This window comes from Bacillus sp. m3-13 (assembly GCF_000175075.1).
GTDB lineage: Bacteria > Bacillota > Bacilli > Bacillales > Bacillaceae_I > Sutcliffiella_A > Sutcliffiella_A horikoshii_C.
The window spans coordinates 1-14,611 of the sequence record NZ_ACPC01000018.1 but is presented as its reverse complement, the minus strand read 5'-3'; the positions used below and the strand labels follow the sequence as shown (position 1 = coordinate 14,611).

General features: G+C 39.0%; 16 protein-coding genes. 5 read left to right on the top strand and 11 right to left on the bottom strand.

Translation table 11 applies throughout. From position 1 onward, the window contains the following. Positions 1 to 131: 131 nt before the first annotated feature. The 5 genes from M313_RS23205 to M313_RS0109290 form a co-directional block, all read right to left on the bottom strand. Positions 132 to 1,367 carry an MFS transporter gene (locus M313_RS23205; protein WP_010194546.1) on the bottom strand — a complete coding sequence of 412 codons (1,236 nt, stop codon included), beginning with the start codon at positions 1,365 to 1,367 and terminating at the stop codon, positions 132 to 134. 342 nt (positions 1,368 to 1,709) lie between these two features. Continuing rightward, positions 1,710 to 2,318 (bottom strand): superoxide dismutase, encoded by a 609-nt coding sequence (locus M313_RS0109305; RefSeq protein ID WP_010194545.1) that lies wholly within the window; start codon positions 2,316 to 2,318, stop codon positions 1,710 to 1,712. A 141-nt stretch (positions 2,319 to 2,459) separates the two neighbouring features. Next, the gene (gene pfkA / locus M313_RS0109300; RefSeq protein ID WP_010194544.1) at positions 2,460 to 3,419 is read right to left on the bottom strand and encodes a 6-phosphofructokinase; all 960 of its coding nucleotides are present in this window, start codon (positions 3,417 to 3,419) and stop codon (positions 2,460 to 2,462) included. A gap of 78 nt (positions 3,420 to 3,497) precedes the next feature. After that, positions 3,498 to 3,977 carry a DUF456 domain-containing protein gene (locus M313_RS0109295; protein ID WP_010194543.1) on the bottom strand — a complete coding sequence of 160 codons (480 nt, stop codon included), beginning with the start codon at positions 3,975 to 3,977 and terminating at the stop codon, positions 3,498 to 3,500. 74 nt (positions 3,978 to 4,051) lie between these two features. Further along, on the bottom strand, positions 4,052 to 5,692 hold the full coding sequence (locus M313_RS0109290; RefSeq protein WP_010194542.1) for a Na/Pi cotransporter family protein: 1,641 nt from the start codon (positions 5,690 to 5,692) through the stop codon (positions 4,052 to 4,054). A 237-nt stretch (positions 5,693 to 5,929) separates the two neighbouring features. Between M313_RS0109290 and M313_RS0109285 the strand changes: the two genes are divergently transcribed. The 3 genes from M313_RS0109285 to ispG all read left to right on the top strand — a co-directional run bounded on the left by M313_RS0109285 (position 5,930) and on the right by ispG (position 8,724). Further along, positions 5,930 to 6,715, top strand: coding sequence for a DUF1189 domain-containing protein (locus tag M313_RS0109285; RefSeq protein WP_010194539.1), 786 nt, complete (start codon positions 5,930 to 5,932; stop codon positions 6,713 to 6,715). A 104-nt stretch (positions 6,716 to 6,819) separates the two neighbouring features. Then, positions 6,820 to 7,170 (top strand): protein YqfZ, encoded by a 351-nt coding sequence (gene yqfZ / locus M313_RS0109280; RefSeq protein WP_010194536.1) that lies wholly within the window; start codon positions 6,820 to 6,822, stop codon positions 7,168 to 7,170. A 447-nt stretch (positions 7,171 to 7,617) separates the two neighbouring features. Further along, positions 7,618 to 8,724: a flavodoxin-dependent (E)-4-hydroxy-3-methylbut-2-enyl-diphosphate synthase gene (gene ispG, locus M313_RS0109275; RefSeq protein WP_010194535.1), complete on the top strand. Its 1,107-nt coding sequence runs from the start codon at positions 7,618 to 7,620 to the stop codon at positions 8,722 to 8,724. 58 nt (positions 8,725 to 8,782) lie between these two features. On the opposite strand, the gene M313_RS0109270 is transcribed toward ispG, so the two are convergent. After that, complete coding sequence (locus tag M313_RS0109270; RefSeq protein WP_010194533.1) at positions 8,783 to 9,193, bottom strand: DUF4190 domain-containing protein; 411 nt, start codon at positions 9,191 to 9,193, stop codon at positions 8,783 to 8,785. A gap of 182 nt (positions 9,194 to 9,375) precedes the next feature. On the opposite strand from M313_RS0109270, the gene M313_RS0109265 reads away from it, so the two are divergent. Further along, positions 9,376 to 9,957: a hypothetical protein gene (locus M313_RS0109265; RefSeq protein ID WP_010194530.1), complete on the top strand. Its 582-nt coding sequence runs from the start codon at positions 9,376 to 9,378 to the stop codon at positions 9,955 to 9,957. A gap of 39 nt (positions 9,958 to 9,996) precedes the next feature. Here the strand turns inward: M313_RS0109265 and M313_RS25815 are convergent, their stop codons facing one another. From M313_RS25815 to M313_RS24570, 5 genes are all read right to left on the bottom strand, one after another. Continuing rightward, positions 9,997 to 10,161 carry a hypothetical protein gene (locus tag M313_RS25815; RefSeq protein ID WP_010194528.1) on the bottom strand — a complete coding sequence of 55 codons (165 nt, stop codon included), beginning with the start codon at positions 10,159 to 10,161 and terminating at the stop codon, positions 9,997 to 9,999. Between the two features lie 119 nt (positions 10,162 to 10,280). Then, complete coding sequence (locus M313_RS0109255) at positions 10,281 to 10,691, bottom strand: Fur family transcriptional regulator (protein WP_010194526.1); 411 nt, start codon at positions 10,689 to 10,691, stop codon at positions 10,281 to 10,283. Further along, positions 10,691 to 11,527 carry a metal ABC transporter permease gene (locus M313_RS0109250; protein ID WP_010194523.1) on the bottom strand — a complete coding sequence of 279 codons (837 nt, stop codon included), beginning with the start codon at positions 11,525 to 11,527 and terminating at the stop codon, positions 10,691 to 10,693. The genes M313_RS0109255 and M313_RS0109250 overlap by 1 nt, the downstream gene beginning before the upstream one ends. Beyond that, the gene (locus M313_RS0109245; RefSeq protein WP_029326415.1) at positions 11,527 to 12,306 is read right to left on the bottom strand and encodes a metal ABC transporter ATP-binding protein; all 780 of its coding nucleotides are present in this window, start codon (positions 12,304 to 12,306) and stop codon (positions 11,527 to 11,529) included. The genes M313_RS0109250 and M313_RS0109245 overlap by 1 nt, the downstream gene beginning before the upstream one ends. Positions 12,307 to 12,414: 108 nt before the next feature. After that, positions 12,415 to 13,824, bottom strand: coding sequence for an ATP-binding protein (locus tag M313_RS24570; protein WP_010194514.1), 1,410 nt, complete (start codon positions 13,822 to 13,824; stop codon positions 12,415 to 12,417). A 144-nt stretch (positions 13,825 to 13,968) separates the two neighbouring features. Here M313_RS24570 and M313_RS23195 point away from each other — a divergent pair, with 144 nt between their 5' ends. Further along, a complete protein-coding gene (locus M313_RS23195; protein WP_157182450.1) occupies positions 13,969 to 14,181 on the top strand; it encodes a DUF2624 family protein in 213 nt (70 codons plus the stop codon). Positions 14,182 to 14,611: the final 430 nt, after the last annotated feature.

The following is a 14,611-nucleotide window of genomic DNA, read 5'->3' as shown; positions in this document are numbered from 1 at the left end:
TTATTTCGAGAGGCTCATATAAGCAACATGTTTTATAAAAAGTAAGAGACACCTACGTTAGTCTGTATAGGTGTCTGTGTCTTTATCTATTGTATAGGAAAACTCAATAAATTTCTATTATTAAATCCCTTTTAAGGAGTTGATTCTCCTTCGCCATCTCGTAAAGTTGTCACAATTGGATGCGGTTCTTCCTTTGGAGTAGGTACGGCTTCCAATTCTACCTTTCTGACGAATGGATAAATCAAGGCGTGTCCTGCACCAATTACGCACATAAGAATCGGGATGCTCTTTTGCGTATCAAAAAAGATAACGGCAATCAGAAACAGGATAATAGAAGAGATACGACCTAAATTCAAGAATATTTCCCTTACAACGATATATTCGATACGCATTTCTGCTGCTTTCCAGCCTCTTCCGATTACATCATATGTTAAAGATACATACGGAACAAGTAACAATGGATAGGCGATTGCAATGGTGACTGCATACATAAGCAGCTTCACATAAGTGAGTTCAAAGATGAGAAAGAATATCGCCCCATACAATATAAGTCCTCCAAGTAGGATCGCTTTCTTCCTGAACTCTTTTTTTATAAGCCTTGTCGCTAGATAGTAACAAACAAATGCCACTGCTGAATTTAGCAAGCCAAATGTTCCAAGGGCCAATTCACTGTTGGTTGTGATAAATACCAATACGGAAATGGCAAAAAGGAACGTACCTTCACGTAACCCTTGGAAGAAGTGTGCATTCGTTATGTATCCCCAGTTTGCATTGTTTTTTCGTTCCTGCAAAATGCGTCGGAGCTCAAAGTTACCTTCCGCCCCTCGCCTTTGTAAAAATAAACTTAAAATCACCGCAGCAAAAAACAAAATTAGGGAAATAGTGAAAATTACGGTATATCCTGTGAACTTTTCTAATGTAGAAATAATGTATCCTGCGGCTATTGGTCCTATCATCCCACCTACTGAAGTCAAAATCCCTAAAAATCCGTTGAAGAAGTCTCTCGTTTCCGGCTCTGTAATTTCAAAGGTCAATACATTGAAAGCAAGCCAGTAAAAGCCATAACCAATTCCAAGTAGCGCTCCAAGTAGCAATAAGTAGGTAGAAGCCTTATCACCAATAAACAAAACAAACAAATAAAAAAGTGCTAAGAATACGACTCCTAAACGTAGCACAATGACTCTGTCAATTTTTTTTGCCCATCTTCCTGCCAGTATGAATGTTAGTGGCTGAAAGACGACTATTGCTAAATTGTAGAAGCCGAGGTCGCTGAATTCTCCTGATTGCTTCCATAGGTATACATTTACGAATGTATTGGATAGGGCGATACTGAGAGAGTAAAGTCCACCGATGATTAAGAGTAGCATCAGGTCTTTGTTTATTTCGACATCGCCGATTAGTTTTTTTAGTTGCTGCCATTATTACCCCGCTCCTTTATCTACGTTTATTGTGGCTTAAAGGAGTGGGAGTTATGTACTTTGATTTTTTTGGACATCTGAGTAGGTTCTGGTATACGCCGCTGTTGATTTCCGCAAATGGCTTCGCTTTCCTAGGGGCGCTGCTGGAGCCTCCTCGGCTACGCCTGTGGGGTCTCCACCTAGCGCTATCTCCCTCAGGAGTCTTCGCCTTTTGCTCCAATCAACAGCTATAGAACAAATAAAAAATAAAAACCCCCATCCACTTAGGGATGAGAGTTTTTGGTTTGGTAATTATTTTGCTTCGTTGTAAAGTTTTCCTACTACATCCCAGTTGATTACGTTGAAGAATGCGTTGATGTAGTCAGGACGGCGGTTTTGGTAGTTTAGGTAGTAAGCGTGCTCCCAAACGTCAAGTCCTAGAACTGGAGTCTTGCCTTCCATTAATGGAGAGTCTTGGTTTGGTGTGCTTGTGATTTCAAGTTCACCGTTGTTTACTACTAACCATGCCCAACCAGATCCGAAACGAGTAGCTGCAGCTTTAGCGAATTCGTCTTTGAAGTTTTCAAAGCTACCGAATTTGCTAGTTAAAGCGTCTGCCAATTCTCCGTTTGGAGACGTAGCGCCACCTGGAGTCAAGATGTTCCAGAAAAGGCTGTGGTTCGCGTGTCCACCACCGTGGTTGCGTACAGCTGTTTTAATGTTTTCAGGAACTGCGTCCATGTTGGAGATTAACTCCTCTACACTTTTACCTTGAAGTTCTGCTTGTCCTTCAAGTGCAGCGTTAATACCTGTTACGTAAGTATTGTGATGCTTCGTGTGGTGAATGTTCATTGTTTCTTTGTCGATGTGAGGCTCCAATGCGTCGTATGCATAAGGTAATTGTGGTAGTTCGTATGCCATAATTATCTCCTCCTAATTGTTATGTATGAATATTATTGAATCAAAAAAGCATGACCCTTTTGATCCGTTAGTTTCAGATTACCAAAACTTGCACAATCTTTCAATTAATCTGCTCGCCTACATTAAATTATTTATTTTGGACTAGATAGATAACTCTTGCGACAAGCGATACATACTTTCATCAATCTTGTGCGGCATGGAGAATACTTCATCAAAAGAATAATCAACAATCTGATTTTTTTCCATTCCCACTGCCCTGCCTGCTTTTCCATCCATCAATAGTTCAACAGCACGTCCGCCAAGACGACTTGAAAGAACTCGGTCAAATGCAGTTGGTGTTCCGCCTCTTTGGATATGACCAAGAACAGAAACACGAGTTTCTAATTGTGTTTCTCTTTCAATCAGTTTAGCAAAATCCACTCCACTGCTCACGCCTTCTGCAAGGACAATGATGGTATGCTTTTTCCCTCGTTTTTGCCCGCTCTTAATTCGACCTACTACGTCCTCTAGCTTAAACCCTATCTCTGGAATGATAATAGTTTCTGCTCCACCTGCAAGACCTGCCCATAATGCGATGTCTCCTGCATGGCGACCCATAACTTCAATAATGAAAGTACGTTCGTGGGAGGTGGCGGTATCTCTAATTTTATCTATTGCATCAATGACAGTGTGAAGGGCCGTATTAAAACCGATGGTATAATCTGTCCCCGCAATATCGTTGTCAATGGTTCCTGGCAAGCCGATACATGGAAAGCCATGTTCTGTAAGCTTTTGAGCTCCACGGTATGAACCATCTCCCCCAATAACTACAAGCCCTTCTATTCCATGTTTCTTCAACTGCTCAATTCCTTTTTGCTGGCCTTCTAGTGTTTTGAACTCTTCACTTCTAGCCGTATATAAAACAGTTCCACCTCGGTGGATGATATCACCTACAGATCCAAGCTCTAACTTTTTAATATTTCCCGCCATAAGTCCTGCATACCCCTGATAGATGCCATATACATTTAAGTTGTGGTAAATCGCTTTTCTTACTACAGCCCTGACAGCCGCATTCATTCCAGGCGAGTCACCGCCACTTGTTAAGACTCCAATCGTTTTCAAATCACCCACTCCTTCTTCGCACATATAATTGCTATAACACAAATGTACTTCTTTTAAACACTTCTAGTATAACCTTGTTTAGATGAAAATAAAGAATACAATAATCATAATCCCCTGGATAATTCCTTTAACCAATGCACTGCTGAATAGGCCGACCACAGATCCAAACCCTGCTTTCATGGAAGCTTTTAACCCATTTCTATTAAATAAAAGTTCCCCGATAACCGCTCCCAAGAATGGCCCTAAAATAATACCTGCTACTGGTATAACAAACGGACCAATCAATAATCCGATCGTACTCCCCCAAATAGATGCGTTACTTCCTCCAAACTTTTTCACACCTAACAGGTTCGCAAAGTAGTCCGCGACAAATAGTAAAATGACAAATAAAACAGTGATGGTCCAGAATAGAAAAGTCAACTCTTCAAAAGAGAAAAATACTCCATAAAGGAGAAAACCTCCAACTAAAAAGAGTACACTTGGAATGATTGGATAGACCAGCCCAACAAAAGCAATGACAAATAATGCAATGATTATAGTCCAATACAGGATTTCCATCCTTAAACCTCCTTCAAACATTTTAAAAAAACCAGACCCGTAAGAGTCTGGTTTTAATTATACGTTATAACCTATTATAAAGTTTCGTGATCTTCTCCTAGAACTGCTTCCGCAATATTTACAGCATGGTCCCCGATACGCTCTAGGTTACTGATAATATCAACAAACACAATTCCAGCTTGACCGGAACATAATCCCTCATTCATACGCAAGATATGTTTCTTACGAAGAGAACGTTCCATTTTATCGATTTTGTCTTCTTTTAATCTTACTTCATTCGCTAAATCTTTATTATTCGTTCTTAAAGCTTCAATAGCTTCTTTGACAGTTGATTGAGTCAGCGTGAACATTTCTTCAAGGTCTTTATCAGCTGCCTCAGTTAACTCCACTTTATTGGCGATTTGATAATCCACTAATTCCACAATGTTTTCGAAGTGGTCACCGATTCTCTCAATATCACGGACTGTATCCATAAGAACAGAATGTTCTTCTGACTCATTATCAGATAGTGAAGCAGAAGAAAGTTTAACAAGGTAATCAGTGATTTTTCTATCAAGGTTATTGATCGCATCCTCGATGGAGTACGCTTGTTCTGAATATTTAGATGTACCCGTTTTTAAATAATTGTGTGTAGAGTCTAGACCCACTATAGAAAACTCACCCATTCTTAACACTTCTTCTTTAGCTTGACCTAAAGCAAGTGATGGGGATTGTTCAATGAAAATAGGATCCAGGTGCTTCGCTTTATATTCGACAATCGCATCATCGCCAGGAATTATTTTTGTAACGATTAATGCAAGTAAGCCGATAAACGGAAATTGAATGATTACATTGGCTATGTTAAAGGAACCATGCGCGAATGCAATTGTCATTTCAGGATTTAAATCTAACGTACTTTGTAAGAACAAAATGAATTTCTCAAAAGGTATTAACAACAGTATAACAATCGCTGTTCCTAGTAGGTTAAATACCACATGGGATAATGCAGCACGTCTTGCGGCAACAGATGCCCCAATTGCAGCCAATACAGCTGTGATAGTTGTTCCGATATTGTCCCCGAAAAGAACCGGCAAGGCAGCATCTAAGCTTATTGCTCCTTGACCATATAATTCCTGTAGTATTCCAATAGTTGCGCTGGAACTTTGTACAATTACTGTGAACACTGTACCAACAACAACACCAAGAATTGGATTATCACTCATAGTTACAGTTAAATCAGTAAATGTTTGAAGTTCACGTAATGGTTTTAACCCATCACCCATCGTTTTAAGTCCGTAGAACAAAGCTCCGAATCCGAATACAATTTGACCAAAGTATTGAATTTTTTGTTTTTTGAAGAAGAAAAGCAATACAGCACCAGCAGCAATAATAGGTAATGCATACTCGTCTATCTTAATACCGATAATAAACGCTGTTACTGTTGTACCAATGTTTGCACCCATAATTACACCAATCGCTTGGCGCAACGTCATGAAACCAGCACTAACAAGACCTACCGTTAGGGCAGTGGTTCCTGAACTCGTTTGAAGTAAGATCGTTACAAGAATACCCGCCAATACACCCATAAACGGATTGGTTGTAAAACGATCCAAGATATCTCTCAGCTTATCGCCAGCTGATTTTTGCAGTCCGTCACCCATGTATTTAATTCCGAAAAGGAAAATACCCAGACCACCAACAAATTCAAATATTAACCTCTGAACATCCAAGTCCAATACATTCAACCCCTTAATCAAAAACAATTTAATATCGACAAAAATCTACAAAACCAAATACAATTATTAACCTAATATGATTCTAATGTAAATAGAATTTATGATAAATTTACATTATCTTTACAAACCGTAACTTGAAATTTACATTAGTAATTGTTAAGGAATTAATTATTGTTCACATACCCAATTTAAGGTAACATAAAATTGGCATATTACATTAAAAAGGACTGATAGGAATTGAATATCTTCTCTCAATTTGTAAAGAGCTTGTATTCCCCGAAAGCAATGGCCTCCTTTCGCTTTCAAGGAATAGGCAAAACCATCCTGTACGTATTTTTTCTCGTCCTTATCACTTCTATTCCCATGTTTATCACTTTTGGAACTAGTGCAGTGAAATTAGTAAATAGTACAGAAGAATTTTTGCAAAACGAAACACCAGACTTTTATATACAGGACGGAGAATTTATTGCTGATGTAGAGGAACCATTTATAGCTGACGAACAAGGCTTTACCATTATATTGGATCCTGAAAGTGAATTATCCATAGATGAGATAAGCTCCTACGGTGAAGTTGTCGCCATCCAATCTAAGGAGATTATTTTTAAAGGGGCTGGACAGACAGACTTTGTCCCTCTGAGTGATTTCCAAGGAACAGAAGTAACTAAAGAAAACTTGCTTCAGTTCATGGATTCTGTAGGAAGTGCATTCCCTATTATCATTACTGTTTTATTGTTAGTAGGTTATCTGTTTTTTGCTGCTACTAAATTCGTTCAGATCTCTATTTTAGGTTTGTTTGGATTACTCCTTAAAAATGTGTTGAATAGAAATAAATTGCACTATCGCCATACATGGGTTTTGGCTGCTTATGCAGTCACGCTTCCAACGTTTATTTTCACCCTCATGCAGGCAAGTGGTTTGGTTCTTCCTTTTTCATCATTAATAAGCTTTGCAGTGTCTCTTTTTGTTCTATATCTCATTATTAAAGAAGTTAAAGTTAAGAAACCGACTCCTCCAATTAATTAGTAAATGGCACCGACAGATTGCACATAATTTGTCGGTGTTTTTTGGTTATTTTTTTCGCGGACAAGCATATAGTTAAGTAAGCTTGACTGAGGAGGAAAATAAAAATGATCCGATTATTCATTGCAGCTCTCATTCTCGTCACCATATACAGCATCTACTACGATTTATCATCCGGTACCATTCCTGAGCCCGCTACTCCTGTTATTGCACCTGTTTCAACAACAAACCCTGATACGGAAACAGAAAGTTCCGCCATGTCCTCACCTACTAACAACCTTTACATAGAAGTAGAAATAAAGGCCGGCGATACAGTATTGACCGTCGCAGAGAAAATCGCAAACAAACCCATTCCAGTTTCCATCACACAACTTATAGAAGACTTCCAAAACCTAAACGAAGGCATCACCCCAGAAAAAATTCAAATCGGCAAAACCTACAAGTTTCCTGTCTACTAGCAGCCAGGAAACTTTTACTTTAAATATATTGAGCAATAGACACCCCAGTTGATTGTAGTGGAAGGCGCGCAGACCCCCGCGGGAGGAAGGGTCAAGTGAGACGCTGAATCAAAGAAGCCACTGAAAAACTGAAATCACGTGTACTTAATGATTTTTAGCTGTTGATTGGAGCAAAAGGCGCAGATAGCGGTAGCTTGAGACCCCGCAGCGAATGCGAGAAGGCTCAAGCACCGCCCCCTAGGAAAGCGAAGCGCCTGGAACGGAAATCAACAGTTAGTCCCACTCTACTGAGAGTCAGGAAACTTTTTCACTTGTCAGATGTGGTTGCGATTGTTAAAATATGTTGGGAGTTAGTGGATAATACTAGCTTTTTCTCTCATTACAAGCTAATCTTATGAAAGAAAGATGTTTTGATCTGTAGATCATTCCTAAAGGAGCGATTCACTCGTGAATGAAATAATACATCGTACAAAAACCCGCCCAGTTAAAGTCGGAGACATAACAATCGGCGGCAGTAACGAACTATTTATCCAAAGTATGACAACCACCAAAACTCATGACGTAGAGGCAACGGTTGCAGAAATAAAGCGATTGGAAGAAGCAGGCTGTCAAGTAGTCCGTGTTGCATGCCCGGATGAGCGTGCAGCAAACGCCATCGCAGACATAAAAAAACAAATCAACATTCCGCTAGTTGTGGACATCCATTTTGATTACAAACTGGCACTTAAAGCCATTGAAGGCGGAGCAGACAAAATCCGTATCAACCCCGGTAACATTGGTCGCCGAGAAAAGGTGGAAGCGGTTGTAAAAGCATGTAAAGAAAAAGGGATTCCCATTCGTATCGGTGTTAATGCAGGTTCCTTGGAAAAGCGTATCATCGAAAAATACGGTTACCCTACAGCAGACGGAATGGTGGAAAGTGCACTTCACCACATCAAAATATTAGAAGACCTTGATTTCCACGATATCATTGTTTCCATGAAGGCTTCAGATGTGAACCTTGCCATTGAAGCATACGAAAAAGCAGCAAAAGCTTTTGACTACCCGCTTCATTTGGGTATCACAGAGTCTGGTACACTTTTTGCAGGAACAGTGAAAAGTGCTGCCGGGTTGGGAGCGATTTTAAGCAAGGGAATCGGTAACACATTACGTATTTCCTTAAGTGCAGATCCTGTGGAGGAAGTAAAGGTTGCTCGTGAATTATTGAAGTCATTTGGCTTATCTTCTAACGCAGCTACACTTATTTCATGTCCTACATGTGGACGTATTGAAATTGACCTGATTAGTATCGCAAATGAAGTAGAGGAATACATTTCTACCATAAAGGCGCCAATTAAAGTAGCCGTACTCGGTTGTGCGGTAAACGGACCTGGTGAAGCACGTGAGGCAGATATCGGGATTGCAGGTGCACGTAACGAAGGGTTACTTTTCCGCAAAGGAGAAATTGTCCGTAAAGTACCTGAAGCTACCATGGTGGAAGAACTGAAAAAAGAAATCGATAAAATTGCAGAAGAATATTTTGCAAAGCAAGAGGAAGAAAAGGCAAAAGCTTGACACCAATAGGTGCCAAGCTTTTTTGCTGCCGTTAAATGGATGAACCATTTAGGTGGTGTTAAAACAATGGTAATACAAAAATCCCAACAACAATGGAAACGACACCGATTCCGATTGCCCATGCTCCTAACCCTGTTGCCCCACGTTTGCGGGCAATAAAGCCGACGATAATACCGGCAGCTCCCATAATGATTGGCAGAAAGAACAACGAAAGGGTAGATAAGGCTAACCCTAGAATCCCAAGTCCTCGTCCACTCATTCCCATTACGTCACTGCGCTCTTCTTCAAAAATTGCTTCTCGTTCCCTGCTTCTATCTGATTGTACAACAGGAGGCACTGCAACCTCAGCTGCATGCTCTTCTAAAAAGTCCCGATGTCCCTTCGCTCTAGAAACATGAGGTTCTTCATAAGCCAAGTCTGAATCAAAACGGTCAAGTTTCTCTTCGTTTTTCTCAAATTCACTTGCCATTCGTATCCCTCGCTTTCTTAAGAAGTTAGGAGCATTATTTAGTATGAGCAAAAAAGGCTAAATCATGGATGTCAATCTTTGTTAAGTTTTGTCATCTCTCCATTTTTAAATCAATCAACAAAATAACAGATAAAAGGACAAAATATGATAAAATAAATGTAGCAATAGGACTGGAGGCAATTATGAGAAAAAGATTCGGAATTGATATTGACGGGACGTTAACTTGCCCTTCTACTTTTGTACCCTTCATCAATAAAACATTGAAAAAAAATATAACCCTTGAAGATATGAAACAATATGATTTGACCCCTCTTATGGGCTTAGATGAAGCTGGCTTTTGGAAATGGATGGACGAAATGGAGCCGATTATTTATAAAGATGCCCCTCTCGCTACAGGAGCAAAGTCTATTGTGCAACGGTGGAAAAATGATTTTGATCTTTATTTTATCAGCGCCCGCAGAAACCACCTTTTTGAAGTGACAGAGAACTGGTTTTCCAAACAGGAGATAGACTACGATCACCTAGAATTAATCGGTACACACAATAAAATTGCTGCCGTTAAAAAACATAAGATAGAGCTATTTTTTGAAGATAAACATGATAACGCATGTGACATAAGCGAAGAATGTAACATACCAGTCATTTTATTTGATACCCCATACAATAGGGAACCAGTACCTGCAACTGTTCACAGAGTTTCAAATTGGAAAGAAGCAGATCTAAAAGTGCAATCATTGCTTCATACAATCAGCGTTTCCCGATAAACATCATAATAAAGGAGAGTGGATATCCCACTCTCCTTTTTATTTAGATCGAGACATCGCAAGCAGAAGTTGGCTTTCAATCGCCTTCACAAAGTCTTCTGTGCTAATATCTGTTCTTTCTGATCCCATTTCTCGAATCAAAATCATAATGTCAACAAGATCCTCTCTTTTTAAAGAGGAAAGCTGTCTATTCTTCGCTGTCATCTCATACACCCTTATGCATCTTTTAAAACATGTTTCGTGTATAACCGCCCATTTTCAGAGGGCACACATGTAAAATGGGTGGTAATTACTATATATGAGATAATCCCAAATTTGTTACTTTAGACACATTCCGGGCACTTTCCATAGATCTCAAATTTATGACCTGTGATATCATAGCCTTTTAAGTTCTCCTCAAGGTCCTGCATCGGACAGGTTTCTATTTCCTTTGTTTTACCACACAACATGCAGATGAAGTGATGATGATGATGTTTGGTAGAGCATGTAAAACGGAAGTGTTTTTCACCGGAAAGCTCTGTGCTTTCTAATATCCCCAACTCCACAAATACTCCAAGATTACGATAGATGGTGTCAAAGCTTAAACCAGGATAATTGTCCTTCATGGAATCGAGAACATCTTTTGCAGTCAAATACTTATCTTCTGTTGCAAACAATTCAAGCATTTCCTGTCTTTTTCCTGTATATTTATATCCTTTATCTTTCATAAGAGTAAGTGCCTGTGTTACATTCATTATTTTACACCCCTTATTTTATTCCAGAGAATGGTGACAATCAAAATGAGAACCGATAAGATTACAATAGTTCCTCCTGGAGCAAGATCAAAATAAAAAGATGAGATTAAACCGCCAATTACGGCAATTTCTCCAAAAACTATAGCCAACACTATGGTTTGTTTGAAACCTCTGCTTAACCTCATGCTTGCAGCTACAGGTAAGGTCATAAGGGAAGAAACTAAAAGGATACCGACAATTCGCATAGAAGCTGCAATAACAAGTGCCACCATAATGATGAATATTAGATGAAATACTCGTGCATTCACACCCGACACCTTGGCATGTTCTTCATCAAACGAAAGGATAAAAAATTCTTTGTAAAATAAAATGATGGTGAGGAGTACCCCTATAGTTACGATAAAAACAGTCCAAAAATCAGTTGATGTAACAGCACTTACACTCCCAAATAAAAAGTTGAAAAGATCTGTATTAAATCCATCCGCAAGCGAAATAAAGATTACACCAAGACCAATCCCAGAAGACAAAATGATCGGAATAGCTAGCTCTTGGTAGTGTTTATATACTCCACGCAGTTTTTCTATAAACAATGCACCTGTTACTGAAAACGCCATCCCGAAATAAATAGGACTCACACCGACCATTAACCCGAAACGCTTTTCCACCAGCAAGCTTGCTGCGATTCCAGCCAAGGTTACATGGCTTAAGGCGTCCGCGATCAATGAAAGTCTCCTTACCACGACAAAAACACCTAATAGAGGTGCCAAAAAGCCAATCAAGATTCCTGTATAAAATGCATTTCTTAAAAATTCAAATTGCATAAAAGCTGATATCATTACATATGCCCTCCATCGTGGTGATGGTGATCATGACTAAGAACATGTACATCATGCCCGTAAAACTGTGAAAGGTCTTTAGTGCGCAACTTTTCAAATTCATCTGTCACACCGTGAAAATGTAGATTTTTGTTCAAGCAGGCCACATGTGTCACTTTTTCTGTAATAGTTCCTACATCATGTGTGACCAAGATCAGCGTGATGCCTAGTTTTTTGTTCAAGTGGGAAAGCATGGAGTAGAAGTTTTGTACATTCTTTATATCCACTCCGACTGTAGGCTCATCCAAAATTAATAGCTCCGGTTCACTCACCAGTGCCCTTGCTATAAAGACACGTTGTTGCTGCCCTCCGGATAAGTCACCTATATTTCTATCTGTAAAGTCCTCCATCCCTACTGCCCTTATAGCTTCTAAGACTTGCTTTTTGTGTTGTTTATTAAAGAAGCGCAATAAGCCAACCTTTGAAACCAGACCTGTTGAAACTACTTCAAAGACGGTTGCCGGAAAACCGGAATTGAAACTGTTCGCCTTCTGGGAAACAAAACCGATTTTGCTCCAATCTTTAAACTTGCGGATATCCTTTCCAAACAATTCGATGGTTCCCTTTTGAGGACGCAAGAGTCCAAGGATACACTTTAAAAGTGTTGATTTACCAGAACCATTCGGACCAACTAATCCAAGGAAAGCTCCTTTTGGTATGCTTAAATTTATATTTTCAATGACGTTTTGTTTTTCATATTTATAGGATAGTTCCTTGATTTCGAGTACATTTTCCAACATTATCACACCTTAAAAGATAAGAATCATTACGATTTTATAACAATAAGTTAGTATACAACAGCTGAGAGTAAAAGTAAATAAAGAGGCTTAGCCGCAACAAAAAAAGCCCTATTCAGGCTTTTCCTTTAAGAGTGGCAATCGGTAGCAAAAGGTGGAACCTTCCCCTAATTTGCTGTCGATGAATAACTCCCCATCATGGTCTTCTATTATCTTTTTACATAGCGGAATGCCTAATCCATTTCCCTTTTCTTTTGTTGTGAAAAACGGTTTGCCAATGCGATCTAATACATCTTCAGCCATCCCTTTCCCGTTGTCTACGACGGTAATTTCATAGAAGGTATCTGACTTCTTAGCTCGCAATAGAAACAGCTTGTTTTTCTGTTCCGGTGAGAAAGCTTCAATGGCATTTCTTAAAAAATTCAGCATAACTTGCTTAATCATGGCCTCATTGACCAATACCTGCTCATCCACTTCTTCAATTTCAAAGTCAAAATCTATATTATGTAATAAGCACTCTGATTGAAAAATATACACCAATGATTGAAAGATATATTGCGGCTCGATAAGCTGTTTTTTCACCTTTTTTCTGGAAACAGATAAAAAGTCCTCAATGATGGAATTCATTCGATTTATTTCAGCCATGATGGTGTCGTAGTATTTACTCCAATTATTTGTAATTTGGGAAAGTTGTATAAATCCCTTAATGACAGATAAAGGATTCCTTAACTCGTGTGCCATTCCTGCTGAGATTTGAGAGACAGATTCCATCTGTTGTTTGTAAACAAGAAGGTTTTCAAATTTCTGTTGATAAGAGCGGTCATGGATGATGAAGAATACCTTCTCTGTTCTTTCAAATAAAATTCCTTGAATCTGGTATAATACTTCATCGTCATAGCAGATTCGCTCTTTGAACTTCTTATTGAGGATAACTTCTTCGTAAATTTCATATAACTTATCCTTCAGAAAGACTGGAGTTAACAGATCATCGAATTCAATATTGATATAGTCCTCACCCACATCGAGCTCTAATAATGTTAAACACCGGTTATTGATATATTCAATCTTCCCTCCCTTTGAGAGAACCAATATAGCTATATCCAATGAGTTAGTCATAAATTCATTGACCTTCAATGATTGTTCAATCGTGCCATAATGAAGTGGAAGAACGACGGAACTGTCCTTATTTTCAATTAAGTGTCCTGATAAATAAATCCGCTCTTGAGAAAGGATGCCTGTATAAACGACTTCATAGAAGCTGCCATTAATTCGATGAAACAAAATCCTTTTTATCTCTTTCCCAGGCAATTCAGAAATATCCTTTAAGTATGTATAGACCTCTTGGCGATAGCTCGATGGAAAACTGAGAAAAAAAGAGCGGTTCTCCTCCAATATGGAAAGAAACGTGCTGGCTCTCTCATTCCACTCTTCGATAAAGCCATTCGCATTCAAGATTAGTCTGAGGTCTGAGCTTAGCTGCTGAAATATATCCTGATCTTTTTTATCTATAATAAACGACAAGGTTACTCCCCCTCGTTACCCTTTGAATAACTTTTGTTTATGGAATATTTTAATTATACAATAATTTCCCAACAGTTGTCATATTATTTCGTAAAGGTAGCCTTTTTTGTTTTTCCAACATAGGCTAAAATGGGGAGGGATAATATGATGAACATATATCAACAAATCGTAAATAAGAAGCTTCATAACATTACGGCAGATGAATTGATGAAGTATAGCGGGGAGTATAACATCTCCTTGACACCGGATCAGGCAAAGAAGGTGTCATCACTTTTGCAGTCAAAAAAAGTGAATGTATTCAACACTTCGGAGAGAATTCAATTGATGAAGGAAGTTGCAAAAAATTACCGGGCATGAGACAGCTAAAAAAGTGAATCAATTATTTTTAGAGTTTACAAAGTAAGAAAGAAAACATTAAGACTTTAGGTATTGGTAAACCCCCGCTGTTCCTTTACGCAAATGGCTTCGCTTTCCGCGGGACGGTGCTTGAGCCTCCTCGGCTTTGCCGAGGCCACTGAAAAAGTCTTTGATTTTAGATATTTTTAAGACACCGCTTTTGATTTCCGCAAATGGCTTCGCTTTCCGCGGGGCGACCTTGAGCCTCCTCACTTCGTTGCGGGGTCTCAACAATGTCGCTTCTTCCCCCGCTGGAGTCTACGCCATTTGCTCCATTCAAAAGCTGAAAATTGAATGTACAATTCGTACTTAATTAAGCAGAAGAATGTTTAAATTACAACTTTCTTCTGTCTTTTTGTTTTATAATTATTTTATAAAAGTTTAGGTGGTA